At 60.8% G+C, this 25,062-nt stretch carries 18 protein-coding genes; 8 read left to right on the top strand and 10 right to left on the bottom strand.

Annotated elements, in window-relative coordinates; all coding sequences use genetic code 11:
- Positions 1-64 precede the first annotated feature (64 nt).
- Together HQ912_RS02940 and HQ912_RS02935 are read right to left on the bottom strand one after the other, a co-directional pair.
- Positions 65-634 carry a lipocalin family protein gene (locus HQ912_RS02940; RefSeq protein ID WP_047226927.1) on the bottom strand — a complete coding sequence of 190 codons (570 nt, stop codon included), beginning with the start codon at positions 632-634 and terminating at the stop codon, positions 65-67.
- 31 nt (positions 635-665) lie between these two features.
- Positions 666-920: a lipoprotein gene (locus tag HQ912_RS02935; RefSeq protein WP_047226926.1), complete on the bottom strand. Its 255-nt coding sequence runs from the start codon at positions 918-920 to the stop codon at positions 666-668.
- Between the two features lie 283 nt (positions 921-1,203).
- On the opposite strand from HQ912_RS02935, the gene HQ912_RS02930 reads away from it, so the two are divergent.
- The gene (locus HQ912_RS02930) at positions 1,204-3,096 is read left to right on the top strand and encodes a methyl-accepting chemotaxis protein (RefSeq protein WP_197685214.1); all 1,893 of its coding nucleotides are present in this window, start codon (positions 1,204-1,206) and stop codon (positions 3,094-3,096) included.
- Positions 3,097-3,226: 130 nt separating this feature from the next.
- Here the strand turns inward: HQ912_RS02930 and HQ912_RS02925 are convergent, their stop codons facing one another.
- From HQ912_RS02925 to HQ912_RS02905, 5 genes are all read right to left on the bottom strand, one after another.
- A complete protein-coding gene (locus HQ912_RS02925; protein ID WP_173406456.1) occupies positions 3,227-3,823 on the bottom strand; it encodes a DUF924 family protein in 597 nt (198 codons plus the stop codon).
- 3 nt (positions 3,824-3,826) lie between these two features.
- Positions 3,827-4,837: a class 1 fructose-bisphosphatase gene (locus HQ912_RS02920; RefSeq protein WP_047226923.1), complete on the bottom strand. Its 1,011-nt coding sequence runs from the start codon at positions 4,835-4,837 to the stop codon at positions 3,827-3,829.
- Positions 4,838-5,088: 251 nt separating this feature from the next.
- Positions 5,089-6,456, bottom strand: coding sequence for a DUF3999 domain-containing protein (locus HQ912_RS02915; RefSeq protein WP_173406455.1), 1,368 nt, complete (start codon positions 6,454-6,456; stop codon positions 5,089-5,091).
- On the bottom strand, positions 6,453-10,034 hold the full coding sequence (locus HQ912_RS02910; RefSeq protein WP_173406454.1) for a DUF2339 domain-containing protein: 3,582 nt from the start codon (positions 10,032-10,034) through the stop codon (positions 6,453-6,455). The genes HQ912_RS02915 and HQ912_RS02910 overlap by 4 nt, the downstream gene beginning before the upstream one ends.
- Positions 10,035-10,321: 287 nt before the next feature.
- Positions 10,322-12,772: a glycogen/starch/alpha-glucan phosphorylase gene (locus HQ912_RS02905; protein ID WP_076383354.1), complete on the bottom strand. Its 2,451-nt coding sequence runs from the start codon at positions 12,770-12,772 to the stop codon at positions 10,322-10,324.
- 254 nt (positions 12,773-13,026) lie between these two features.
- Here HQ912_RS02905 and HQ912_RS02900 point away from each other — a divergent pair, with 254 nt between their 5' ends.
- Positions 13,027-13,464 (top strand): YkgJ family cysteine cluster protein, encoded by a 438-nt coding sequence (locus HQ912_RS02900; RefSeq protein ID WP_047226919.1) that lies wholly within the window; start codon positions 13,027-13,029, stop codon positions 13,462-13,464.
- Positions 13,465-13,889: 425 nt separating this feature from the next.
- Here the strand turns inward: HQ912_RS02900 and HQ912_RS02895 are convergent, their stop codons facing one another.
- The 3 genes from HQ912_RS02895 to thiI all read right to left on the bottom strand — a co-directional run bounded on the left by HQ912_RS02895 (position 13,890) and on the right by thiI (position 18,459).
- Positions 13,890-14,915 (bottom strand): IS110 family transposase, encoded by a 1,026-nt coding sequence (locus tag HQ912_RS02895; protein WP_047230568.1) that lies wholly within the window; start codon positions 14,913-14,915, stop codon positions 13,890-13,892.
- Positions 14,916-15,045: 130 nt separating this feature from the next.
- Complete coding sequence (typA, locus tag HQ912_RS02890; protein WP_047226918.1) at positions 15,046-16,866, bottom strand: translational GTPase TypA; 1,821 nt, start codon at positions 16,864-16,866, stop codon at positions 15,046-15,048.
- A 138-nt stretch (positions 16,867-17,004) separates the two neighbouring features.
- Positions 17,005-18,459 carry a tRNA uracil 4-sulfurtransferase ThiI gene (thiI, locus tag HQ912_RS02885; protein WP_047226917.1) on the bottom strand — a complete coding sequence of 485 codons (1,455 nt, stop codon included), beginning with the start codon at positions 18,457-18,459 and terminating at the stop codon, positions 17,005-17,007.
- Between the two features lie 328 nt (positions 18,460-18,787).
- Here thiI and glnA point away from each other — a divergent pair, with 328 nt between their 5' ends.
- From glnA to ntrC, 6 genes are all read left to right on the top strand, one after another.
- Complete coding sequence (glnA, locus tag HQ912_RS02880) at positions 18,788-20,194, top strand: type I glutamate--ammonia ligase (RefSeq protein WP_014336114.1); 1,407 nt, start codon at positions 18,788-18,790, stop codon at positions 20,192-20,194.
- A gap of 122 nt (positions 20,195-20,316) precedes the next feature.
- Positions 20,317-20,874, top strand: a complete 558-nt coding sequence (locus HQ912_RS02875; RefSeq protein ID WP_173406453.1) for a chorismate mutase — start codon at positions 20,317-20,319, stop codon at positions 20,872-20,874.
- 233 nt (positions 20,875-21,107) lie between these two features.
- Entirely contained in the window at positions 21,108-21,626 is a 519-nt protein-coding gene (locus tag HQ912_RS02870; protein ID WP_173406452.1) for a DUF4124 domain-containing protein, read from the top strand.
- Positions 21,623-22,246, top strand: coding sequence for a DUF4124 domain-containing protein (locus tag HQ912_RS02865; RefSeq protein ID WP_173406451.1), 624 nt, complete (start codon positions 21,623-21,625; stop codon positions 22,244-22,246). Before HQ912_RS02870 ends, HQ912_RS02865 begins: the two co-directional genes overlap by 4 nt.
- Positions 22,247-22,477: 231 nt before the next feature.
- Complete coding sequence (glnL, locus tag HQ912_RS02860) at positions 22,478-23,563, top strand: nitrogen regulation protein NR(II) (protein ID WP_047226914.1); 1,086 nt, start codon at positions 22,478-22,480, stop codon at positions 23,561-23,563.
- Positions 23,560-24,996 (top strand): nitrogen regulation protein NR(I), encoded by a 1,437-nt coding sequence (gene ntrC, locus HQ912_RS02855; RefSeq protein WP_047226913.1) that lies wholly within the window; start codon positions 23,560-23,562, stop codon positions 24,994-24,996. The genes glnL and ntrC overlap by 4 nt, the downstream gene beginning before the upstream one ends.
- The last annotated feature ends 66 nt before the right edge of the window (positions 24,997-25,062 follow it).

Raw genomic sequence — 25,062 nt, 5'->3', positions numbered from 1 at the left:
CATCTGTGTTGAATGTGACGACCTCATCGCGAGCAGGCTCGCTCCCACATTTGATCGGTGACTATCAATCCGAAGTCTTGGCCATCTGCCGATCCGAGGCACGCCAGATCAACCGTGTTGTGTCGTAACCCTGCTGGCGCGCCTTGCTCAGCAGTTCTTCGCGCACAACGCCATTGACCGTCGGGGTTCGGGACAGCAACCACATGTAGCGACGACTCGGGTCACCGACGATGGCGGTCTTGTAATCATCGCTGACATACAGGACCCAGTATTGCCCCTTCGCTACACCCGGCACGATCCGCGAAAACCAGTTATCAAACTCGACCCAGAGCTTGTCGGTCTTGCCCGGCACTTGAGGCGTTGCAGTGCCCCTGGCTTCTTCCCACTGCCAGTCCGAGGTCAGGCAGCGGTTGAACACATCCACATTGCCGTCAGGCTTGAGGGTGTAGTGGGCTTCGGATTGCGCGCAGTTGCGCTGGAAGTACATCGGTAGACGGGCCAACTCGTACCAGGTCCCTTGGTAACGCTTGAGGTCGACGCTGTTGACAGTCTTTGGCGCCAACGGGTCTTCGCCAGAAGTGGCACAGCCAGCCAATACCAGGCCGGCAAAAAGCACTAACAATAACCGCATCATTATTTTTCTCCCGCGGGCCGGTGGCCCCGGTTTACTTCAGGCCTTGGCCGGAAAACATCAACACTTTGTCACCGGCGTACTGCACGCTGATAAAGCTCTTCTGGTCGCCCCAGGTGCAACTGGACATGCCGAGCGCGCCCGAACAATCGGTCGGTTTCCCCAACAACGCTTCGACTTCGGCCTTGGGCATGCCGGCAGACAGTTTCGAATAGTTTTCCTGGTTGACCTTGCTGCATGCCGTCAACAAGACGCACAAGGACAACAGGGCGATAGATCGCAGCGACATGGTGTAACTCCTGGAACGGAAGGGGGTGGCAGGGTGCCAACCAGAACCTTAGAAGAGAAAACCCCTATCTGGTTCCCCGACAGACCCAGTATTTGTTGGGCTTTGGGCAGGTGTTTCATGGATGAATCAACCCGTTTGTGACGCCGTCGTGTATTTCGTCGGGTTTAGCCTGCGCGCACCTGATTCAAAGCGCTGTGGAGCCGATAAAAAGAGCAGCGCGATGCCAGGTGTTATGGCAAATTGACGCCCCTTCCTGACCAGCTCCTCTGCGGTAGCGTTCTTAATGACCAGAAACATGAAATTCAGCCACAAAATCCTGCTGGCTGCTGCGCTCGTGGTAGCCGTTGCATTCGCTTGCTTCATCCTGTTCAACGACTACCGTCAGCGCCAGGGCTTGCAAGCCAGCACCGAGACCTCCATGCAGGAGCTCGGCAGCCTGACCAGCCGCAACATTCAAACCTGGGTCGAAGGCCGCACCCAATTGCTGCAATCGTTGGCCCAGCAGATTGCCGTGGACGGCAGCAGTGCCGATAGTCTCAAGCGCGCCGTGGGCCTACCGGCCTACACCGGCAACTTCCAGCTCAGCTATTTCGGTGGCACCGACGGCGTGATGTTCTCGGTACCGGCCGGCAATCGTGCGGCCGACTACGATCCCCGCGCCCGTGGCTGGTACAAGGCCGCCAACAGCGCCCAACAAACCATCGTCACCGAACCCTACATCGCCGCCTCGTCGGGCAAACTGGTAATAACCGTCGCCACCCCGGTACAACATCAGAACCAGATGATCGGCGTGGCCGGTGCGGACATCGACCTGTCCAGCGTCAGCGCCATCATCAACTCGCTGAATTTCGGCGGCCACGGCCATGCGTTCATCGTCAGCGCCGACGGCAAGATCCTCATCCACCCCGACAGCAAGCGCGTACTCAAGACCCTGGCCGAGGCCTACCCTGACGGTGCACTGCACGTCAGCCCAGGCATGAAAGAAGTCGAGCTCGACGGCAAGACTCAATACCTCTCCTTCACGCGGGTCAATGGCGTACCGGGGGCCGACTGGTACGTGGCGCTGGTGCTCGACAAGAACACTGCCCTGGCGATGCTCAGCGAGTTCCGTACTTCGGCGCTGATCGCCATGGTGATTGCCGTGGTATTCATCATTGCCCTGCTGGGCATGCTGATCCGCGTGCTGATGCAACCGCTGCTGACCATGGGCCGCGCCATGCATGACATCGCCGAAGGCGAAGGCGACCTGACACGCCGTCTGACCATCCATGGCCAGGACGAATTCGGCGCTCTGGGCACGTCCTTCAACCGTTTCGTGGAGCGTATTCACACGTCGATCCGCGAAGTGGCCTCGGCCACCGGTCTGGTCAACGAAGTCGCGCTGCGTGTGGTCAGCGCGTCAAACTCGTCGATGGTCAATTCCGATCAGCAGGCTTCACGCACCAGCAGCGTGGCCGCGGCGATCAACCAGCTCGGTGCCGCCGCCCAGGAAATCGCCCAGAACGCCGCCCTCGCCTCGCAACATTCCAGCGATGCCCGCAGCCTGGCCGAAGACGGTCAACACGTGGTGGATAAAACCATCACCGCCATGCAGCAATTGTCCGCCAAGATCAGCGATTCGTGCGGCAACATCGAAACCCTGAACAACAATACGGTGAACATCGGCCAGATCCTTGAGGTGATTACCAGCATTTCCCAGCAGACCAACCTGCTCGCCCTGAACGCCGCCATCGAAGCCGCCCGGGCCGGTGAAGCCGGTCGCGGCTTCGCGGTGGTGGCCGATGAAGTGCGCAACCTGGCTCATCGCACCCAGGATTCGGCGCAGCAGGTGCAGAAGATGATCGAGGAGCTGCAAGTCGGCGCCCGGGAAGCGGTCCTGACCATGACCGACAGCCAGCGCCAGAGCGAAAGCAGCGTCGGCATCGCCAACCAGGCCGGCGAACGCCTGGGCAGCGTGACCCAGCGCATCGGTGAAATCGACGGCATGAACCAGTCCGTGGCCACCGCCACAGAAGAGCAGACCGCCGTGGTGGAATCGATCAACGTCGACATCACCGAAATCAACACGCTGAACCAGGAAGGCGTGGAAAACCTGCAAGCGACATTGCGGGCCTGTGCCGACCTTGAACAGCAAGCGGCGCGGTTGAAGCAGTTGGTGGGTAGTTTCCGAATCTAGTGCCCGGGCGGGCCCATCGCGAGCAGGCTCGCTCCCACACCGATCTCTGTCGGACACAAAATCCGCGATCACCAAAGATCAACTGTGGGAGCGAGCCTGCTCGCGATGGCGATAGTAGCCGCGACGCAATCTAGAACCTGGACCCAGGCCTGTTCAAAAACTCGATTTCATCAGCCGTGGACTCACGCCCCAACACCGCATTGCGATGGGGGAAACGTCCAAACCGCGCAATGATCTTCTGATGCCGCTCGGCGTAATCCAGGTTGTCTTCGAACACCGCCCGATCCGCCTCGGGCTGCTCGCGGGTCAGTTCGATGAAACGGGACACCGCTTCATTCTGCACCGCCAGGTTTTCGCAATGTTCGAGCACCAGGTAGATGAACACCCGCTGGATAGGTTCGAGTTGCCGGTCGAAACCCGCCGCCATGCCTTGGGCCACCAGCGCTTGGGCACGCAGGTCACCGGAAAAAGCCTTGGGAGAGTCGCGAAAGATCATCCGCGGGAGCTGATCAAGCAGCAGCACCAGAGCCAGCCAGCCTTCGGGGCGTTGCGCCCAGTCGGTCAATCCGCCGGCCAGTGCCTGCTCGACCTGATCGCCGAAGCGCTCTTGCGCTTGGCGATCATGCCGTTTGCCGAACCACAGCTTGCCCTTGTCAGCGGCTATTTCGTCCGGCGATCTGGCTGAGCCAAACCACCAATCGAGCAACGGCTGCCAAGGTGGGGCCATGATTTATTCCTTGTGGTAGGCCGTGGCGCGGGCGACCTCTTCCTTCGAGCCAAGGAACACCGCCACACGCTGGTGCAGGCCTTCGGGCTGGATGTCGAGAATACGCTGGTGACCGTCAGTGGACGCACCGCCAGCCTGTTCCACCAGGAACGACATCGGGTTGGCTTCGTACATCAGACGCAGTTTGCCCGGCTTGGACGGCTCGCGGCTGTCGCGCGGGTACATGAACAGACCGCCACGGGTCAGGATGCGGTGTACGTCCGCGACCATCGCGGCGACCCAGCGCATGTTGTAGTTCTTTTTCAGCGGACCTTCTTCACCGGCCAGCAATTCGCCCACGTAGCGTTGTACCGGGGCTTCCCAGTGACGCTGATTGGACATGTTGATGGCGAATTCCTGGGTGGTTTCAGGAATGGTGATGTCTTCGTGGGTCAGGACGAAGCTGCCCATCTCACGGTCCAGCGTGAAGCCCTTGACGCCGTCGCCCAGGGTCAGCACCAGCATGGTCTGCGGGCCATAGATGGCATAACCGGCGGCGACTTGTTCGGTGCCTGGCTGCAGGAACGCCTTTTCATTCAAGGCTTCATTCTGGCTCAGGTATTCGTTCGGGCAACGCAGTACCGAGAAGATGGTGCCCACTGGCGCGTTGATATCGATGTTCGACGAACCGTCCAGTGGGTCGAACACCAGCAGGTAGGCACCCTTGGGGTATTTGCCTGGGATCTGGTAGGCGTTGTCCATTTCCTCGGACGCCATGCCGGCCAGGTGGCCGCCCCATTCGTTGGCTTCGAGCAGGATTTCGTTAGAGAGCACGTCGAGCTTCTTCTGCACTTCACCCTGCACGTTTTCGGTGCCCATGCTGCCCAGGACACCACCCAGGGCGCCTTTGGATACGGCGTGGCTGATCTCCTTGCATGCACGCGCCACCACTTCGATCAAAAAGCGCAGATCGGCAGGGGTGTTGTTGCTGCGGGTCTGCTCAATCAAATAGCGACTCAAGGTAACGCGGGACATGGACGGCTCCGAAGAATAGGGGGCGGAAAAACCTGCGCAGTTTAGCGCGAGTCGGGACTTAATTCCTCCTATGAGACGGGGAATGGAGGATTGAGTTCACGGGGTCGCGCCTCGCTTGGGTATTTCTGTTGTCGAGAGGACGCTATCGCGAGCAGGCTCGCTCCCACATTTGATCTTCTGCGGACACAGTTTTTGTATACGCCATAAATCCAGTGTGGGAGCGAGCCTGCTCGCGATGGGTGCGCAGCACCTCAGTTTTTGACCGGCGGCTTGCGCAGCAAGCTCAATGCCATCGCCGCGAGGACCAGTACGCTGATCAGCAACACCGCCCACAAGCCGATCTTCTTCCAGTTGGTCTCGACGGTCGCAGGCGTGGCGGCGGTAACCGGTGTCGAGGTGGCCGCACCGCTCAGCGTCGCCGTACCCAAGGTCGCCAGGCGTGACGGCTTGTAATCGGGCACCAGCGTGGCCAGTGGCAGGCTGGCCGCTTTCGCCGTCGCATTGCCCAGCGCCAGGCTGTAGGGCCCCTCGCCCCGCGCCAGGAACACCACTTGGGTCGGGCGCACGGCAAAACGCAAGGCTGGCGCTTGGGCACCGAGGCCACCGCCACGTTCGTCCACCGTCAGCTTCAATTGCTGCACGGTCTGCCCCGACAGCTGCAGTTGGTTCTGCAACACATCCTGGCCGTTCTGGGTCAGGCGATACAGCAAGCCGCTGCCCAGCGATTGCCACGGCTGGCTGCTTTCACGCCGTCCGGCCAGGGTCACTGGTGCCAGGCTGTTGGCCTGGCTCAGTTCGACCTGCACCTGTTCGACATTCAACCCCATGGGCAACTGCCAGGTGTATTGTCCAGCCTTCGTGGTGCTACCGGCCAAAGGCTGCGACCAGACCAACGGCAACGGCAGGCTCTCGCGACTGCCGCTCTGCAACTGGGCCGAGGTCAACACCGGCGCCGATGACGGCGATTCCCACAACAACCGCAGATAACGCGCCGGCTGTCCTGGCAAGCTGACCTCATGTTGCTCCACCCGCTCATCAGCAAAGGTCAGCCGCGCCACCTGGCCTTCGCCCCATGCCTGCCAGTGCTGCAGGTCGTCACTGGCTTCGATGGTGAAGCGCTGGAAGCCGTCGCGCTCGCTGGTCCAGTCGAGGATCAACTGTTGCAAGGGCGCCTTGATCGCACTGGCATCCAGCAGCCAGCCGCGCAGTTCCTCCTCCCCCGCCTCGAGCCGGCTGGACGGTTGCACCTGCACCAGCGTGCCGTTGGCGCTCGATTGCACCCGTACGCTGGGCGCGCGCTCGTTGTCATCGGCGGCGTTGTACAACGGGAACCACTTCACGTCGGTGGTGCTGTTTTCCCGGCTCCGGGCCGTCTCGCGAACCAATGCGTAGGCCTGTGCCTGCCCGGCGGCGTTGAACACCCGCAGGTCGCTCAGATCGGTCTGGCGCGCTTGCAACTGAATCTCCAGGGGCAACGCCAGGCGATACCAGGGCCCCTCGCCGCTCAAGGCCAATGGCACCTGATGGGCAAAGTCCGCCGGCTGTTCCTGGGCCGTCACCGACAAGGCCACCCACAACCCCACCACGCCCAACCCGATGCGACTCAACTTGTGACTCAAGACGACACTCCCTCACTGACAGGTATTGGCGGCTCGGTCCGCGAGCCCCCTTCCGGGCGTTTTGGCGGCAGCGGCGCGAAGTAGCCCACCACCAACAGCAATACACCCACGCCGATAAACGACACGATCCGCGCCAGACCGCCACGGTTGCTCAATTCGACAAAGAACAGCTTGGCCACCACCACGGCGATCAACGCCGCACCGATCAGCCAGACCTCACGACGATGGCGCAGATGCCCGCCGATCATCAGGCCCAGGGCAATCAGGGTCCAGACGATGGACAGCCCGGCCTGCACAAACATGGATTCGAGCAACGCATCCAGCTCGAACGGCACGCCGATCCAGTGGTGGGCACTGCGCATCACCACGGCGGTGAAGAACGCGAACAGCGACACGCCGGCGATCAACTGGGCGACGTGTCCGGCATGACCCCATCGGATTGCCAGTTGCGCCACCGCGCTGCGGGTCCATGCGTAGACGCCAAACAAGGCGAACAGCAAGCCCAGCTCCAACGGGTTGAGCAACGGCACATAGGGCAACGGCTCGGCGCTGCCGTCGCTGAAGGTGTTGGCCAGCCAGAACCAGCCCAGCATCAACAGGGCCAGGGGTGCCGCCGCGTACACACGATATTCGCGTGGATGGGCCGAGACCGGCCACGGCCAGGCCCGCGGCGCGGCCATCAGCACCAGGTACAGGCTCGGCAGCATCGCCCAACCCAGCCAGCGCCAGGCGTTGTACTGCTCGGACAACAACAGCAGGCCGTAACGCACCTCCAGCGCCAGCACACCGATCAGCAGCCAGCAACCGAGCACATGGGCGGTGCTGCGCGCCCGGGCCGGTAGCAGCGGTGCCAGACGTTTCAGGGAAAGCAAATGCACGGCGAACACGGCCAACCAGGCCAGCCAGCCGAAATCCGCCGCCGGGTGATAACGGTTGTGCCCGGTCGCGACCAGCACACAGCCGGCCACAGGTATCAGCAAGGTGCATAGCAACCCCATCGCCGGCCATTTCAAACGCAGCGCCAGCAATGCCCACAGCGCCACACTGATTGCCGCGACGATCAGCATCAAATGACCTTGCAGGTGCTGCGGTGCAAAGCGCAGCACTTCGCTGCCCCACGCCAGCGCCCACCAGCCTGCGCCCCAGACCAGCAGCAACTCGGACAACCGCTGCAAGCTCAAGGCCTGGAACACCACCGACGGATGACCGCGCTGCAATCGCCAGGCGCCTACCAGCGCCGCCAGTCCCAGCACCAGCGGCGTCCAGAACCCGCTGTGAGCCAGGGGCCGCAGATCCTCGGCACTCAGCGGCCCAAGCAGCGCCGACCCGGCGGCAAGAAACGCCGCGCCGCCGATCAACTGCAACAACAGGCCAAACACGAAACTCACGCGCTGCTTCAGGTACAGGCTCAGCCAGATGATCAACAGGCCGCTGGCCGCCCATACACCGCTCGCCGTTTGCCAGGGCAGGACGAAGAGCACGGCGAGGTTGATCAGCACCAACCCTGCCAGCAGCACCACCGACAGCCCGCGCAGCAATCGGACATCGTTGCGCACCATGTCATCGCGTGCCGCCAGCAGCATGCCGCCAATCAGCGCCAGGCCGATCAGGGAGGCGCTGAGCAAACCGCTCCAGCCAGCGCTGAACACGGCGGTCGAATCCCCTTCGGCCCCCTGCAAACGCAACAGAAACAACGCGCCACCCAGCAGTTGTACTGCGAACGCGGTAAACAGGAAGCTGCGCGATTGCAGGCGCAGGCCCGCGAACAGCGTCACCAGACCGGCCAAGGCCCAGGCGATGGCAGTGCCGTGAGTGAAGAAGAACAACGGCGCCAGCAGATAGAGAAAACTCAAGCCCAGCACTGCCAGCACCGGCAGGCCTTGGCGCTCCCAGCGTGTGGCGTGCTCAGGCGCGGTCTTGCGCAACTGGTAGAAACTGAACAGCAAGGCGCCACCCAGCATCAACGCCCCCAGCGGGGCGCCATCGATCAGGCTGCTGTCGCCCTGACGCAACTCGCTGACAAAAGCCAGCGCCGAGCCCAGTTGCAGCAGCAAGGCAAAAGCCCGAGCCAAAGGCCGCTGCTGACGCAGGCCCAGCCAGAAAATCCCCGCCCCTTCCACGGCCCATGCCGCCGCGGTCCACCGAGCATCGAGGCCCAGGGGAATCGCCAGGCTGGCAAAAATCACCCCCAAGGCCAGGCAGGTTTCGGCCAACAGGACGGCGCGCCCCCCCATCAATACCCGCGCCAGCCCCATGTAGATGATGCCCAGGGCCAGGGCGCTGAACGCTGCGGCGAACTCCAGATGCTGCACCAGCGCGAACTGCAGACCGAACCCCACCAGGGGCGGGCCGAACAACAGGGTGCCGTCCACGTAGTCGCCCTTGCGGGCCGACCAGCGCAATAGCGCATCGCGGCCTTCGTCCTCGGGCCCGTCGCCCATTTCCAGCAGCTTGCGTCGGGTAAACAACAAGCCGATCGCCAGGTACATCAGGAAGAAAACAATCAGGAACGGCTCGGTGCTCCAGAGCAGTTCCGGCCCATAAGAGCGCAAGCCCCAGGCGAAACCGATGCCGAAGGTGCCGACAAAACCAATCAGGTTGAGCAGGCGCCAGGCCTTGAACCAGGCAATCGCCAGAATGCCGGCATTGAGCAGGATGAAGTAGCTGAACAGCGCGACATGGTTACCGCTGCCGGTGGAAGTCAGGATCGGCGCGGCAAACCCGCCCAACGCTGCCACCGCAGCCAGGCCGAGGGCATTTTGGGTGACCGCCAGAATCGCCGAGAACACCGTGACCGCCACCAGCAAGCCCAAGGCCGCTTTCGAGTCGAGCAGCGGATGCAGGCGCATGGCGGCGAACACGGTCAGGTACAGCACGGCGATCCCGGTGCCCTGCAACATCAGCGCGTAGTTGCTGTTGCGCTGGCGCAGCCACCAGCCTAGGCCTAACAGGCCCAACGCACTGGCCGCGACGCCGGCATAACGCAACTCGATGGGCACGACCATGCCTTCAGTGGCATAGCGCAGCAGAAACGCCAGGCCGAGGAACAACAGCACCACCCCGACCCGCAATACGGTATTACCGCCAAACAGCCAGTTACGCGCCCCCGCGACGGCACGCTCGAACAGATTCGGACCACGAGGGGCAGCCGGTTCCGGCTGGACCGGTTTGGGGGCGGCCGGCGCAGACTTCCATACGTCGTCGGGCAACGGCTGACTGGCTTGTGTGGTCATCGCCGGAAGGGCTTCAAGGTCAGGCGGCAGTTCCCAAACCAGCTCCGGCTCAGGTGGGATTTCGGATTCCGGTGCCTGGGCCACGACGATCTCGGGCGATGGCGGCGGTTCGGAGGCTGCGACCGTGCTGCGCTCAAGCGCGATCAGCCGCTGCTCCAGTGCGCTCAAGGTGCGCTGGGCCGTTTGCAACTGGTTCTGCTGTTCGGCGGCGTGGGCGCCGAGGCGACGCAGACCAATCCCCTGAGCGATGCCAAGGCCCAGTAACGCGCCTATCAGCGCATCGGCGAACGACTCATCCACCACCCAGCCAAATGCCAGGCCCAACAGCATCAAAATCCATTGCATGGTCGATATCCCTAAGCGGCCCTTTGCGGGCGTAACCGGGGTGAAGCGGTGTCTGGTTCAGTCTAGTGGAACCACACAAACCTTGTGGGAGCGAGCCTGCTCGCGATAGCGGTCCGTCAGTTACCAAACAGGTTGGCTGACACACCGTTATCGCGAGCAGGCTCGCTCCCACAATGGATTGCTGGCGCCTCAAGCACTAAACCGGCCACACAGCCCGGCGAAACTGGCGCTTAGTATATCTACCAAGCCCAACCACCGTTGGGCTTCGCTCACATTTCCTGCAACTGCTACTCCAGGGCTTTCCAGATGTCGGTGGCGTATTCCCGAATGGTCCGGTCGGAGGAAAACCAGCCCATGCGCGCGGTGTTGAGCACCGCCGAACGCCACCAGTGCTGGGCGTCGTGCCAACGTTCTTCGACCCTGGCCTGGGCATCCCAGTAAGAGTCGAAGTCGGCGCAGACCAGAAAGCGATCGTAATCCACCAGCGAATCGACAAGCCCGGTGTAGCGCATCGGATCGTCCGGCGAAAACACCCCGCCGCGAATAGCCTGCAACACATCGTTGAGGCGATGGGACGCGGCAATGTCCGGCGCGGCACTGAACTCGCCGTTCTGCTTGCGGGCCTCCACCTGCTCGGCCGTCAGGCCGAAGATGAACATGTGCTCACCGCCCACGCGCTCATGCATCTCCACGTTGGCGCCGTCCATGGTGCCGATAGTCAGCGCACCGTTAAGACCGAACTTCATGTTACTGGTGCCTGACGCTTCAAAACCGGCCGTGGATATCTGCTCGGAAAGGTCCGCCGCCGGGATGATGCTCTCGGCCAGGCTGACGTTGTAGTTGGGCAGGAACACCACTTTGAGCAGGCCACGCACGGTCGGGTCGTTGTTCACCACACGGGCGATATCGTTGGTCAGCTTGATGATCAACTTGGCCTGGTGATAACTGGCGGCGGCCTTGCCAGCGAAGATTTTCACCCGTGGCACCCAGTCCACTTCCGGTTCGGCGCGGATCGCCTGGTACAGCGCCACCGTGTGCATCAGGTTGAGCAACTGGCGCTTGTATTCATGGATCCGTTTGACCTGCACGTCGAACATCGCCGCCGGGTTCACGGCAACCCCCAAACGCTCGTGAATCAGATGCGCCAAGGCCTTTTTGCTGTGCAGGCGCTGTTCGGCGAACTGTTTGCGGAACGCCGGCTGATCCGCGAACGGCTCCAGCTCGATCAGGCGTTCCTCGGGGTTGTCGAGCACGCTCGGGCCCAGGGCATCGACCATCATCGAGGTCAGTTCAGCGTTGGCCTGAAACAGCCAGCGGCGGAACGTGATGCCGTTGGTTTTGTTGTTGATCCGCTCGGGATAGAGCTTGTGCAGCTCGGAGAACACCGTGCTGCGCATCAGTTGCGTGTGCAACCCGGACACACCGTTGACGCTGTGGGAACCGAGAAAGGCGAGGTTGCCCATGCGCACCCGGCGGCCATTGTCTTCTTCGATCAGCGACACCGCGCGCAGCACGTCGAAATCGTGCACCCCCTTGGACCGCAGAGCATCGATGTGCTGGGCGTTGATCAGGTAAATGATCTGCATGTGCCGGGGCAACATGCGCTCCATCAGCCCCACTGGCCAGGTTTCCAGGGCTTCGGGCAGCAGCGTGTGGTTGGTGTAGGAGAGCGTGTCCTGGGTGATCTGCCAGGCGGCGTCCCAGGCCACGTCGTAGACGTCCACCAATTGGCGCATCAATTCGGCCACGGCGATCGACGGGTGAGTGTCGTTGAGCTGGATCGCCGCGTGATCGCCCAAGGTCAATACCGAGGTGTGCATGTTGCGATGACGGCGCAACAAATCCTGCAGCGAGGCGGCGACGAAGAAATACTCCTGGCGCAGGCGCAATTCCTGGCCCGCCTCGGTGCTGTCGGCCGGGTACAGCACGCGGGAGATACTCTCGGCCCGGGCCACTTCCGCCACGGCACCCAAATGGTCGCCGGCGTTGAAGCGTTCCAGGTGCAGCTCTTCCATGGCACGGGCGCGCCACAGACGCAGGGTGTTGACGCTGGCACCGCGCCAACCCACCACGGGGGTGTCATAGGCGATGGCTCGCACGGTTTCGCCCGGAGACCAGACTTGCTTGGTATTGCCGGAGGCGTCGGTCACGGTCTCGACGCTGCCGCCGAAGCCGATCGGGTAAACCACTTCCGGCCGCTCGAACTCCCAAGGGTTGCCGAAATCCAGCCAGTGTTCGGTTTGCTCCTGCTGCCAGCCATCAACGATGGCCTGGCGAAACAGGCCGTGCTCGTAACGAATGCCGTAGCCATGGCCGGCAATGCCCAAGGTGGACATGCTTTCCATGAAACATGCCGCCAACCGGCCGAGGCCGCCGTTGCCCAACGCCGCATCGGGTTCGAGCAGGCGAATGCGCTCCAGATCCACGCCCAGTTCGGTCAAGGCTTCGCGCGCAGTGTCCAGCAGGCCGAGGTTGCTCAGGCTGTCATAGAGCAAGCGGCCGATGAGAAATTCCAGGGAGAGGTAATAAACGCGCTTCTGGCCCTTGCGGTAAATCTGCCGCGTGTGGTCCATCCAGTGCTCGACCATATGGTCGCGGGCGGCCAGGGCAATGGCTTCGAACCAGTCGTGATCAAACGCATGATCCGGGTCCTTGCCGACGGCGTAAGTGAGTTTGGTCAACACGGCATCGCGAAATGCAGCCACTTCGGCTTCGCGAACAAGTGGTTCTTGAGTCATTGATGAGACCTCGAACGAGCATGAAATTGTCTGAGCCTAGACGGTCTGACAGGCACTACAGGCGCAGGTTCGTTGGTTTTTCCATGGCGACGGAGAATCGCCGCCAGGGAATTGCCGTATGGGCGAATGAATGCAGGGGCCGTGCCGGTCCTGGGAGAGTTTTACCGGGCTCGAAAAAAAACCGGCAGATGGTCGTTCAAAATTTCACCAGTCCCGGTATGATCGCGCGCCCTGATGCATGCTGGTAAACCTTGATGATGAAGCCCAACCTGATCGCCGCCGCGGAGATCGACCGAATCGATACCTGGGCCAAGTACTCCGCGCCAATGTGCGGTTCCTGCGTGTCGAGCTGCTGCACACTGCCGGTGGAGGTCAAGATCAAGGACCTGATCCGAATCGGTATCGTCGATGAATTCGAACTGGGGGACCCGCCGAAAAACATCGCCAAGCGCCTGCAAAAGGAAGGGATCGTCGAGCGCTATAACCAGAAATCCGAAATCTTCACGCTCCAGCGCATGAGCAACAATGATTGCCTTTATCTGGATCGCAAGAGCCGGTTGTGCACCATTTATGAGAAACGCCCGGATACCTGCCGCAACCATCCGCGGGTCGGGCCGCGCCCGGGGTACTGCGCCTACAAGCCCAAGGAAGTGGAGCGCGAGCGTAATCCGCGGACGTTGGACAAGTTTTGATCTACAGATGGTTCAGCGGTGCCTGAACCACTGTCATCGCGAGCAGGCTCGCTCCCACACTGGATTGATGCCGGACACAACATCTGTATCCGCTGAAAATCCACTGTGGGAGCGAGCCTGCTCGCGATAGGGCCCTAAGAAGCGACGCACAAATTCCGGGCATAAAAAATCTATGGTCACCCCCATTTTTGCAATACTGATTAATGGGTGAAGTGGTTGGCTTGCTTAAATCTATCCGGCGTCGATCCAGGGCATGCCCCGCGCCACGATGAGAGTCGCGCCTGACGATCCTGAAAAATGCCGCGGCTTCTGAAGCCGATTTTTATGTCAGGTTCTTCGTCAGGCCGGTGGGCCGTTCACGTCATCCGTTGTTCAGCTATCGCAAAACCTGAAGGGTGATTCGTGGTACTGCAACAACCGCAGGGTCAGGCGTTCAGCGCGTCTGGCCCTGCTTCATATTGCGTATGGTGAGCCGCTAGCGCCCACGCGATCCGCGCCAGCTTGTTAGCCAGGGCGCAGGCCACCACGTTCGAGTGTCGTCGCCCAAGCAATGAGCGCACCCAGTCGGCCAGAGCCCCTTTCTGGTGTTCTAGCCTCTGCATATAGACCCGAGCACATTGAACCAGCAACTGCCTGAGGTGCTTGTCGCCGCGCTTGCTGATACCCAGCAAATTAGCCCTGCCGCCGGTGCTGTACTGCCTGGGTACCAAGCCCACGGAGGCGGCGAAGTCACGGCTGCATCGGTACTGCCTGCCGTCCCCCATCTCTACAGCCAGCAGGCTGGCGGTGATCGGCCCGACACACGGCAAGCTCAGCAAGCGGCTGCCGAGATCATCGTCGGCCAGTTGGCTTGCCAGCTCTTTATCCAGCGCCTTGATCTGTTCATCCAGATAACAGAAATGCTCATGCAAGCGCTGTAACAGCACTGTCAACCGAACGGGCAACTCATGCTCAGCCAAAATACTCGCCAACCGCTTCATGATCGCCAGGCCCTTGGGCAGGCTGATGCCGAACTCCAGTAGGAAACCATGCATTTGATTGGCGGTTTTGGTGCGATCGCGTACCAGCGACTCGCGCAGGCGATGCAGAACGGAAAGCGTCTGCTGTGCCTCGGTTTTAGGCGAAACGAAGCGCATCGATGGACGCGAAGCCGCCTCGCAAATGGCTTCGGCATCCACGAAGTCATTTTTGTTGCCTTTGACGAAGGGGCGGACGAATTGCGGGGAAATCAGTTTGGCTTCATGCCCCATGGCCATCAGCTGGCGAGCGACGAAATGCGCCCCGGCACAAGCTTCCATCACCACGGTACAGGCCGGCAGATTGCCGAAGAGCGTCATCATCTGTTGACGCGAGAACTTCTTGCGAAACACCTCTCGGCCCAATTTGTCTTGGCCGTGCAGGTGGAAACTGTGTTTACCGAGATCGATCCCGATCAGCGCTGACTCGCTCATAATGATGGCCTCCGAAAACAAAACACCCTGCGAAAGCGTAGCCCTCGCAGGGTGTGGGGGTGACCATCTCATTAACGCCCCTGATCTCACAATCAGGGGCGTTTTTTTCAGCCATTAACTAAGTCGAAACTCAGTTACCGCTTTTCTTGGCAGCGCGGGTACGCTCGCTTTCGCCAAGGATCTTCTTACGCAGGCGAATCGACTTAGGCGTCACTTCGCACAGTTCGTCTTCCTGCACGAACTCCAGCGCTTGCTCCAGGGTGAACTTGACCGGCGGAACCAATGCGATGGTTTCGTCTTTGCCCGAAGCACGCATGTTGTCGAGCTTCTTGCCTTTGGTCGGGTTCACGCCCAGGTCGTTGTCACGGCTGTTGAGGCCGACGATTTGACCTTCGTAGATGTCCTGGCCGTGCTCGACGAACAGCTTGCCGCGCGCTTGCAGGGTTTCCAGCGAGTAGGTCAGTGCCTTGCCGGTCGCAACCGATACCAGAACACCGTTCTGACGGCCGGACATGTCGCCGGACTTCATCACGTCATAACGATCGAAGATCGAAGTCAGGATGCCGCCACCGGAGGTCAGGGTCAGGAACTCGTTACGGAAACCGATCAGGCCACGGGCCGGGATGTTGTACTCAAGGCGCACACGGCCCTTGCCATCCGGAACCATGTTGGTCAGGTCGCCTTTGCGCAGGCCCATTTGTTCCATGATCGCGCCCTGGGATTCTTCCGGTAGGTCGATGGTCACGTTTTCGTACGGTTCGTGCTTGACGCCATCAACCATACGGATGATCACTTCAGGACGACCTACGCCCATTTCGAAGCCTTCGCGACGCATGGTTTCGATCAGAACCGAGAGGTGCAGCTCACCACGGCCGGAAACCTTGAACTTGTCGGCCGAGTCGCCTTCTTCAACGCGCAGTGCCACGTTGTAGAGCAGCTCCTTGTCCAGACGCTCCTTGATGTTACGGCTGGTCACGAACTTGCCTTCTTTACCGCAGAATGGCGAGTCGTTGACCTGGAAGGTCATGGAAACGGTTGGCTCATCGACGGTCAACGGCTTCATCGCTTCGACGTTCAGTGGGTCGCACAGAGTGTCGGAGATGAACAGTTGCTCGAAGCCGCTGATGCAGACGATGTCGCCGGCAGCTGCTTCTTCAACGTCGATACGGTGCAGGCCGTGGTGACCCATCAGCTTGAGAATACGACCGTTGCGCTTCTTGCCGTCGGCGTCGATAGCCACGACCGGCGTGTTCGGCTTGATGCGACCACGGGCGATACGGCCAACACCGATAACACCCAGGAAGCTGTTGTAGTCCAGGGCCGAGATTTGCATCTGGAACGGACCGTCACGGTCGACTTTCGGCGCAGGTACGTCGTCGACGATCGACTGGTACAGCGGGGTCATGTCTTCGGCCATGTTGGTGTGGTCCAGACCGGCAATACCGTTCAGGGCCGAGGCGTAGACGACTTTGAAGTCCAGCTGTTCTTCGGTGGCGCCCAGGTTGTCGAACAGGTCGAAAATCTGGTCCAGAACCCAGTCCGGACGCGCGCCTGGACGGTCAACCTTGTTGATGACCACGATCGGACGCAGGCCGGCTTCGAAAGCCTTCTTGGTCACGAAACGGGTTTGCGGCATAGGGCCGTCCTGGGCATCGACCAGCAGCAGCACGGAGTCGACCATCGACATTACGCGCTCTACTTCACCACCGAAGTCGGCGTGGCCCGGGGTGTCCACGATGTTGATGTGGTAGCCATTCCAGTTGATGGCGGTGTTTTTCGCCAGGATGGTAATACCGCGCTCTTTTTCCTGGTCGTTGGAGTCCATCACGCGCTCGTCGTTGAGCTCGTTGCGCTCCAGAGTGCCGGATTGACGCAAGAGTTTGTCTACCAGGGTGGTCTTACCATGGTCAACGTGAGCAATGATGGCGATGTTGCGTAGATTTTCGATCACTTGTGTATCTCGATCAGAGGATTCGGTGTGCTGACAGGTCGTGGCAGCGATTTACGTTGAGTCCGACAAAGCCGTTACAGCCTGTCGGCGGCGTCGGGGGGCCGGTGACGCAGGCCACAGGCAAACAGCCCCGGGCACTTAGCTCGGTCGATAAACGCGCACATTGGCATGCCCCTCACTGAGCAAATGGTGGGCATGCAGGCGACTCATCACGCCTTTGTCGCAATACAACAGGTACTGGCGAGTAGGGTCCAGTTCCTTGAAACGCGCGTTCACTGCATAGAACGGCATCGTTTGTACCTCGATACCGGCGATACTCAGCGGGTCGTCTTCAGCGTCGTCCGGGTGACGGATGTCGATGATGATCTGACCGGCCAGCGCTTCGCCGACTTCTTCAATCTGTATGTCCTGGCCCAATTCATCGATCACCCGATCGATTGGCACCAGCCTGGCGTTTTCGAGCGCACGCTCGAGCACCGCCATGTCGAATTCTTTCTCTTCATGCTCCACACGCCCGCGCTTGGCCGCAGTCTTCGGATTGACCGAGATGACCCCGCAGTATTCCGGCATGTGCCGGGCAAAATCGGCGGTGCCGATCTCGTTGGCCGTGTCGATGATGTCCTGCTTGTGGCTGGCGATCAGCGGGCGCAGCACCAGCTTTTCGGTCACGCAGTCGATCACTGACAGGTTCGGCAGCGTCTGGCTCGACACCTGGGAGATAGCCTCGCCGGTGACCAGCGCATCGATGTGCAGCCGATCGGCGATGCTGGATGCGGCACGCAACATCATACGCTTCAAAATGACGCCCATATGACTGTTATCGACTTTGCCGAGAATCTCGCCCAGGACTTCCTCGAACGGTACGCTCACAAATAACACGCGTTGGGAGCTGCCATACTTCTTCCAGATGAAGTGCGCCACTTCCATTACGCCCAGTTCATGGGCGCGCCCGCCAAGATTGAAGAAGCAGAAATGGCTCATCAGCCCGCGCCGCATGATCTGGTAGGCCGCGACCGTGGAATCGAAGCCGCCGGACATCAGCACCAGGGTCTGTTCCAGCGAACCCAGCGGATACCCGCCAATGCTGTCGTGCTGACTGTGGATCACGAACAACCGCTGGTCGCGAATTTCGATGCGCACTTCAATTTGCGGGTCTTTCAATGAAATTCCGGCGGCGCCACACTGCTTGCGCAACTGGCTGCCGACGTATCTCTCCACGTCCATCGAGCTGAACGGGTGTTTGCCGGCGCGCTTGCAGCGCACCGAGAAAATCTTGCCGGCCAGGGCATCACCATAATGCAGCTTGCACTTGGCGAGGATGTCGTCGAAATCCCCCAGCGGGTATTCGTCGACCTGCAGGAAATGCGCGATGCCCGGCATGCAGCTCAGGCGCTCGGTCATTTCCTTGAGAATCTTGGGTTCGCTGACGCGGGTTTCCAGCTCGAGGTTGTCCCACACGCCGTTCACCACCACAGCCGGGTCCAGATCGCGGAGCACGGCACGGATGTTCTTGGCCAACTGGCGGATGAAACGCATCCGTACCGGGCGGCTCTTGATGGTGATCTCGGGGAAGACTTTTACGATTAGTTTCATGAAAACAGCGCGCGAACGGCCAGCCGAAAAAGGGGGGCGCGGATTATAGCGGAAATTGCTCAAGGTTTAACCAGTTAATGTGCACTCGGTTTTCAGCGCACCAAAACAGGTCATCTCTCGCAAGTTACGCCACATTGCAGTGCGCAATTGTTCGACAATCCGCGAATACAGGCTATAAAAGCGTGGATTTGGTGCAAAAAACCCATGCTGGGGCACTGGCATGCAAATTGCTCCCTTGTGAGGCAGGTTGCCTTGGCAGAGTATTCGCGCCGGCATCACCCATATCTAAGGGCACACCATTACCCGCCCGAAGCCACCCGGAGGACATATGTCGAAGTCGGTTCAACTCATCAAAGATCATGACGTCAAGTGGATTGATCTGCGCTTCACTGACACCAAAGGCACTCAACATCACGTGACCATGCCGGCCCGTGATGCGCTGGACGACGAATTCTTTGAAATCGGAAAGATGTTCGACGGTTCCTCCATCTCTGGCTGGAAAGGCATCGAAGCCTCCGACATGATCCTGATGCCGGACGACGAAACTGCCGTCCTGGACCCGTTCACCGAAGAGCCGACCCTGATCCTGGTCTGCGACATCATCGAACCTTCGACCATGCAAGGCTATGACCGCGACCCACGCGCCATCGCCCACCGTGCCGAGGAATACCTGAAGTCCACCGGTATCGGCGACACCGCTTTCTTCGGCCCTGAGCCTGAGTTCTTCATCTTCGACTCGGTCAAGTTCAAGTCCGACATCTCCGGTTCCATGTTCAAGATCTTCTCCGAACAAGGTTCGTGGATGTCCGATCAGGACGTGGAAGGCGGTAACAAAGGCCACCGTCCTGGTATCAAGGGCGGCTACTTCCCAGTTCCACCGTTCGACTTCGACCACGAGATCCGTACCTCCATGTGCAACGCACTGGAAGAGATGGGCCAGACCGTCGAAGTTCACCACCACGAAGTGGCGACTGCCGGCCAGAACGAAATCGGCGTGAAATTCAACACGCTGGTCAAGAAGGCTGACGAAGTCCAGACCCTGAAGTACTGCGTACACAACGTTGCTGATGCATACGGCCGCACCGCGACCTTCATGCCGAAGCCTCTGTACGGCGACAACGGTTCGGGCATGCACGTGCACATGTCGATCTCCAAAGACGGCAAGAACACCTTCGCCGGCGAAGGTTATGCCGGCCTGTCGGACACTGCCCTGTACTTCATCGGCGGTATCATCAAGCACGGTAAGGCCCTGAACGGCTTCACCAACCCGTCGACCAACTCCTACAAGCGTCTGGTACCAGGCTTCGAAGCACCGGTCATGCTGGCCTACTCGGCTCGTAACCGTTCCGCCTCGATCCGTATTCCTTACGTCAACAGCCCTAAGGCTCGCCGTATCGAAGCTCGCTTCCCGGATCCGGCTGCCAACCCGTACCTGGCCTTCGCTGCACTGATGATGGCCGGTCTGGACGGTATCCAGAACAAGATCCACCCTGGCGATGCCGCCGACAAAAACCTGTATGACCTGCCGCCTGAAGAGGCCAAGGAAATCCCACAGGTTTGTGGCAGCCTGAAAGAAGCCCTGGAAGAGCTGGACAAGGGCCGTGCGTTCCTGACCAAGGGCGGCGTATTCAGCGATGACTTCATCGACGCTTACATCGCACTGAAAAGCGAAGAAGAAATCAAGGTTCGCACCTTCGTACACCCACTGGAATATGAGCTGTACTACAGCTGCTGATCCGGTAGCGTCGCCCCACGGGGCGTGAATAAAAAGAGGCCTCCTTCGGGAGGCCTTTTTTATGGGCGCAGGTTACGTGCATGATTGTCTGCGCCCTCCACGATTCGAAGACGAGATCACCCATGACTTCGCGCGTTTCATTCTGCCTTGCTCTGTCTGCCGCGTTGTTGGGCACCGCCGCCCAGGCCGCCACCGCACCCACCACCCTCGCCCCACTGCTCGGCACCATAGGCGAGCGCCTGGCCATTGCCGATCAGGTCGCCCTGAGCAAGTGGGACAGCCGCAAACCGGTGGAAGACCGCCAGCGCGAACGCGAGGTGATCGCCGCTGCCGTCGCCCAGGCACCAGCTTACAAACTGAGCAGTGAAGCGGTAGAGGCGTTTTTCGCCGCACAAATAGAAGCCAACAAACTGGTGCAATACGCGCATCTGTCCGACTGGCAACTGCAAGGCAAAGCCCCGGACGCACCGCGCCCGGACCTGGTTAGGCAGATCCGCCCGCAGCTGGATCAACTGCAAAAACGCCTGCTGCAACAACTGGCCGACTTCAGCCCCTACCGCACCGACCCGCAATGCCCGCAATGGCTGGCCCAGGCCACCCATACCGTCAGTAACGACCCGTTGCGGCAAATGGCGCTGGTTCGGGCGACCGCAGAGCTGTGCGTCCTCACAAAATCCTGAGCCCACACATCTTTCCCCTGTGGGAGCGAGCCTGCTCGCGATGAGGCCAGCCCATCTACCACTTGTGTGACTGACACTCCGCCATCGCGAGCAGGCTCGCTCCCACAGGGGTCCAGTGTCGAACCTGGAGGCTGTGAACACCGCCCCCACAAGGGATGGCGTGCAACAACTTGGGCCAACCGCCTCCCCTGACCTATGCTGCAATCCAACACTTTCGGTTTTCGGTTGATTTTATGGGTCGTGGCTTTCCAGGAATACTGTTGTTGCTGTTGGCGCTGCCAGCCGCCGCACAGATCTACAAATACACCGACGCCGACGGTAACACCGCCTATAGCAACCAGCCGCCCGATGGCATACCGGCCCAGGCAGTGGAGCTGCCGCCACTCAACAGTGTCGAACCCCAGCCCCCGACCAACCCGAACGCTGCTGCGCCCGCCGCGAACCGGGACGAGCCAGGCAACGCCTACGAAACTCTGGAGCTGACAGACATCCCCAGCGAAGAGGCCCTGCGCGCCAACAACGGCACCTTCACCGTTGGCGTCCTGGCTCGGCCGCGTCTGCAAAGCCCCCATCTGTTCAGGTTGTTGCTGGACGGCCAGCCCTATGGCCAGCCGAGCAACGTGCCGCGCCTGCAATTGGTGAATATCGACCGGGGCGAGCACAGCCTGGCGGTACAGGTCATCGACGGCGAACATCTTGTGCAACAGAGCGAAACCGTCATCTTCACCGTGCAACGGGTGCACCGCCCATGATCCGCTGGCTGCTCGTGCTGTGCCTGGCCGTGCTGCCAGGGCTGGGGGCAGCGCAGGTCTATACCTACATCGACGCCCAGGGCAATCGCGTCTTCACCGATCAACCGCGTCCCGGTAACGCACAGAAAGTGCAACTGCCGCCCGCCAACCGGATGGCGACACCGCCCTCCGGCGCAGCCTCGGCGTCGGCGCCTGCAAAAAAGCCCGATCCCATGTTCCGTTACGAAATGCTGCGACTGTTGATCCCTGAACCGGATGCCACGATACGCAGCACAGCGGGGGAACTGATCGTCACGGTCACCAGCGAACCCGGTTTGCAAAAAGGCCACCGCTACCGACTGCTACTGGATGGCAACCCCACAGGCGAACCTGGACCCAGCCCAGTGTTCGCGCTGAGCAACATTGATCGGGGCAGCCATCATCTGGCGGTAGAGATTCTCGATGAGCAGGGCCGCATCGTCGAACGTACCGCCAACCAGCCCTTCCACATGCAGCGCATTTCCCTGGCGCAGAAACGCCGCATCAAACCCTGCGCCACCGCCGACTACGGCCAGCGTCCCGAATGCCCCCTCACCGACAAGCCCGCAGAAGAGCAAAGCAGCATCCTGCCGTTCTTCTAACGCCCGCCTGGATGGCGCACTATATTGGTGCAAGTGTCTGCACCCTACTCAAATTCCAGCCCATTTTGGTTCGAAAGTACCCGAAAAAGCTGGCAGAACGCTACGCAATCGGGCGAAAAAGGTTCGTTTGAGGCTCTAAACGCTTCTTTTCGGAGCCTTGGTTTGGTTTTTGCATTTTCCTTGTATCGGCGCGTCATACGCGTGCTTGCTTACGCTCCAAAAGAGGTCCTGATGACCATTAGCGACGCACTACACCGCTTGCTACTCGATAACCTCACCACCGCAACCATCCTGCTCGATGCCGAACTGCGGCTCGAGTACATGAACCCGGCGGCAGAGATGCTGCTGGCCGTCAGCGGCCAGCGCAGCCACGGGCAGTTCATCAGCGAGCTGTTCACCGAATCGGCCGAGGCGCTCAACTCCTTGCGCCAGGCAGTGGAACAGGCGCACCCGTTCACCAAGCGCGAAGCGATGCTCACCGCCCTGACTGGCCAGACACTGACCGTGGATTACGCGGTAACACCGATCCTGAACAACGGTGCCACGCTGTTGCTGCTGGAGGTGCATCCCCGTGATCGCCTGCTGCGCATCACCAAGGAAGAGGCTCAGTTGTCCAAGCAGGAAACCAGCAAGATGCTGGTGCGCGGCCTGGCCCATGAGATCAAGAACCCCCTCGGCGGGATTCGCGGCGCGGCGCAACTGTTGGCCCGGGAGCTGCCCGAAGAAAGTCTCAAGGACTACACCAACGTCATCATTGAAGAAGCCGACCGCTTGCGCAATCTGGTGGATCGCATGCTCGGCTCCAACAAGCTGCCGTCCCTGGCGATGTGCAACGTTCACGAAGTGCTGGAGCGCGTCAGCAGCCTGGTGGAAGCCGAGAGCCAGGGGTGCATCACCTTGGTGCGCGACTACGACCCGAGCATTCCCGATGTTTTGATCGATCGCGAGCAGATGATCCAGGCGGTGCTGAACATCGTGCGCAACGCCATGCAGGCCATCAGCAGCCAGAACGAGCTGCGCCTGGGCCGCATCAGCCTGCGCACCCGCGCCATGCGCCAGTTCACCATCGGCCATGTGCGTCATCGCCTGGTGACCAAGATCGAAATCATCGACAACGGACCAGGCATTCCCGCGGAGTTGCAGGAAACCATCTTCTTTCCCATGGTCAGCGGCCGCCCTGACGGTACCGGGCTGGGCCTGTCCATTACCCAAAACATCATCAGTCAGCATCAGGGCTTGATCGAATGTGAGAGCCATCCCGGCCACACCACCTTTTCGATCTTCCTGCCACTGGAACAAGGAGCCACATCGACATGAGCCGTAGTGAAACCGTGTGGATCGTCGATGACGACCGTTCTATCCGTTGGGTCCTGGAAAAAGCCTTGCAACAGGAAGGCATGACCACCCAGAGCTTCGACAGCGCCGACGGAGTGATGAGCCGCCTGGCCCGTCAGCAACCGGACGTCATCATCTCCGACATCCGCATGCCCGGCGCTAGCGGTCTGGACCTGCTGGCGCGGATTCGCGAGCAGCACCCACGGCTGCCGGTGATCATCATGACCGCCCATTCGGACCTGGACAGCGCTGTGGCGTCCTACCAGGGCGGCGCCTTCGAATACCTGCCCAAGCCCTTCGACGTCGATGAGGCCGTGTCACTGGTCAAGCGCGCCAACCAGCACGCCCAGGAGCAACAGGGTATGGAAGAGGTGCCAGCGCTGGCACGCACCCCGGAAATCATCGGTGAAGCGCCGGCAATGCAGGAAGTGTTTCGCGCCATTGGGCGCTTGAGCCACTCCAACATTACCGTGCTGATCAACGGCGAATCGGGCACCGGTAAAGAACTGGTCGCCCATGCCCTGCACCGCCACAGTCCACGGGCGGCCTCACCGTTCATTGCGCTGAACATGGCGGCGATTCCCAAGGACCTGATGGAGTCCGAGCTGTTCGGTCACGAGAAAGGCGCGTTCACCGGCGCCGCCAACCTGCGGCGCGGGCGCTTCGAACAAGCCGACGGCGGCACCTTGTTCCTCGACGAAATCGGCGACATGCCGGCTGACACCCAGACCCGGCTGTTGCGCGTGCTGGCGGACGGCGAGTTCTATCGGGTGGGCGGTCATACACCGGTCAAGGTCGATGTACGCATCATCGCCGCGACCCACCAGAACCTGGAAACCCTGGTCCACGCGGGCAAATTCCGCGAAGACTTGTTCCATCGCCTGAATGTGATCCGCATTCATATCCCGCGCCTGGCGGACCGTCGCGAAGACATCCCGACCCTGGCCCGGCACTTCCTCAGCCGCGCGGCCCAGGAGCTGGCGGTAGAGCCCAAACTGCTCAAGAGCGAAACCGAGGAATACCTCAAGAACCTGCCGTGGCCCGGCAACGTGCGCCAGCTGGAGAACACCTGCCGCTGGATCACGGTGATGGCGTCCGGTCGCGAAGTGCACATCAGCGATCTTCCACCGGAGCTGCTCAGCCTGCCGCAGGACTCGGCCCCGGTGACCAACTGGGAACAGGCCCTGCGCCAGTGGGCCGACCAGGCCCTGGCCCGCGGCCAATCGAACCTGCTGGACAGCGCCGTACCGAGTTTCGAACGCATCATGATCGAGACCGCCCTCAAGCACACCGCCGGCCGCCGTCGCGACGCCGCGGTGCTGCTGGGCTGGGGCCGCAATACCTTGACCCGCAAGATCAAGGAATTGGGGATGAAGGTTGATGGCGGGGATGATGATGAGGGGGATGAGGGCTGAGCAGCCTTTAGCCCTTCACTGATCTTGAAGGCCAATCGCGAGCAGGCTCGCTCCCACAAAGGTTTG

The sequence above is a fragment of the Pseudomonas sp. MPDS genome (assembly GCF_013283895.1).
Classification (GTDB): Bacteria; Pseudomonadota; Gammaproteobacteria; order Pseudomonadales; family Pseudomonadaceae; genus Aquipseudomonas; species Aquipseudomonas rhizophila.
The sequence above is the reverse complement of the archived record's forward strand: the minus strand, read 5'-3'. Positions and strand labels throughout refer to the sequence as shown.

Bases quoted from the DNA above. Each gene is read 5' to 3' on its own strand.
- HQ912_RS02940 (WP_047226927.1), bottom strand. From the start codon at position 634: ATGATGCGGTTATTGTTAGTGCTTTTTGCCGGCCTGGTATTGGCTGGC.
- HQ912_RS02935 (WP_047226926.1), bottom strand. From the start codon at position 920: ATGTCGCTGCGATCTATCGCCCTGTTGTCCTTGTGCGTCTTGTTGACG.
- HQ912_RS02930 (WP_197685214.1), top strand. From the start codon at position 1,204: ATGACCAGAAACATGAAATTCAGCCACAAAATCCTGCTGGCTGCTGCG.
- HQ912_RS02925 (WP_173406456.1), bottom strand. From the start codon at position 3,823: ATGGCCCCACCTTGGCAGCCGTTGCTCGATTGGTGGTTTGGCTCAGCC.
- HQ912_RS02920 (WP_047226923.1), bottom strand. From the start codon at position 4,837: ATGTCCCGCGTTACCTTGAGTCGCTATTTGATTGAGCAGACCCGCAGC.
- HQ912_RS02910 (WP_173406454.1), bottom strand. From the start codon at position 10,034: ATGCAATGGATTTTGATGCTGTTGGGCCTGGCATTTGGCTGGGTGGTG.
- HQ912_RS02905 (WP_076383354.1), bottom strand. From the start codon at position 12,772: ATGACTCAAGAACCACTTGTTCGCGAAGCCGAAGTGGCTGCATTTCGC.
- HQ912_RS02900 (WP_047226919.1), top strand. From the start codon at position 13,027: ATGATGAAGCCCAACCTGATCGCCGCCGCGGAGATCGACCGAATCGAT.
- HQ912_RS02895 (WP_047230568.1), bottom strand. From the start codon at position 14,915: ATGAGCGAGTCAGCGCTGATCGGGATCGATCTCGGTAAACACAGTTTC.
- thiI (WP_047226917.1), bottom strand. From the start codon at position 18,459: ATGAAACTAATCGTAAAAGTCTTCCCCGAGATCACCATCAAGAGCCGC.
- glnA (WP_014336114.1), top strand. From the start codon at position 18,788: ATGTCGAAGTCGGTTCAACTCATCAAAGATCATGACGTCAAGTGGATT.
- HQ912_RS02875 (WP_173406453.1), top strand. From the start codon at position 20,317: ATGACTTCGCGCGTTTCATTCTGCCTTGCTCTGTCTGCCGCGTTGTTG.
- HQ912_RS02870 (WP_173406452.1), top strand. From the start codon at position 21,108: ATGGGTCGTGGCTTTCCAGGAATACTGTTGTTGCTGTTGGCGCTGCCA.
- HQ912_RS02865 (WP_173406451.1), top strand. From the start codon at position 21,623: ATGATCCGCTGGCTGCTCGTGCTGTGCCTGGCCGTGCTGCCAGGGCTG.
- glnL (WP_047226914.1), top strand. From the start codon at position 22,478: ATGACCATTAGCGACGCACTACACCGCTTGCTACTCGATAACCTCACC.
- ntrC (WP_047226913.1), top strand. From the start codon at position 23,560: ATGAGCCGTAGTGAAACCGTGTGGATCGTCGATGACGACCGTTCTATC.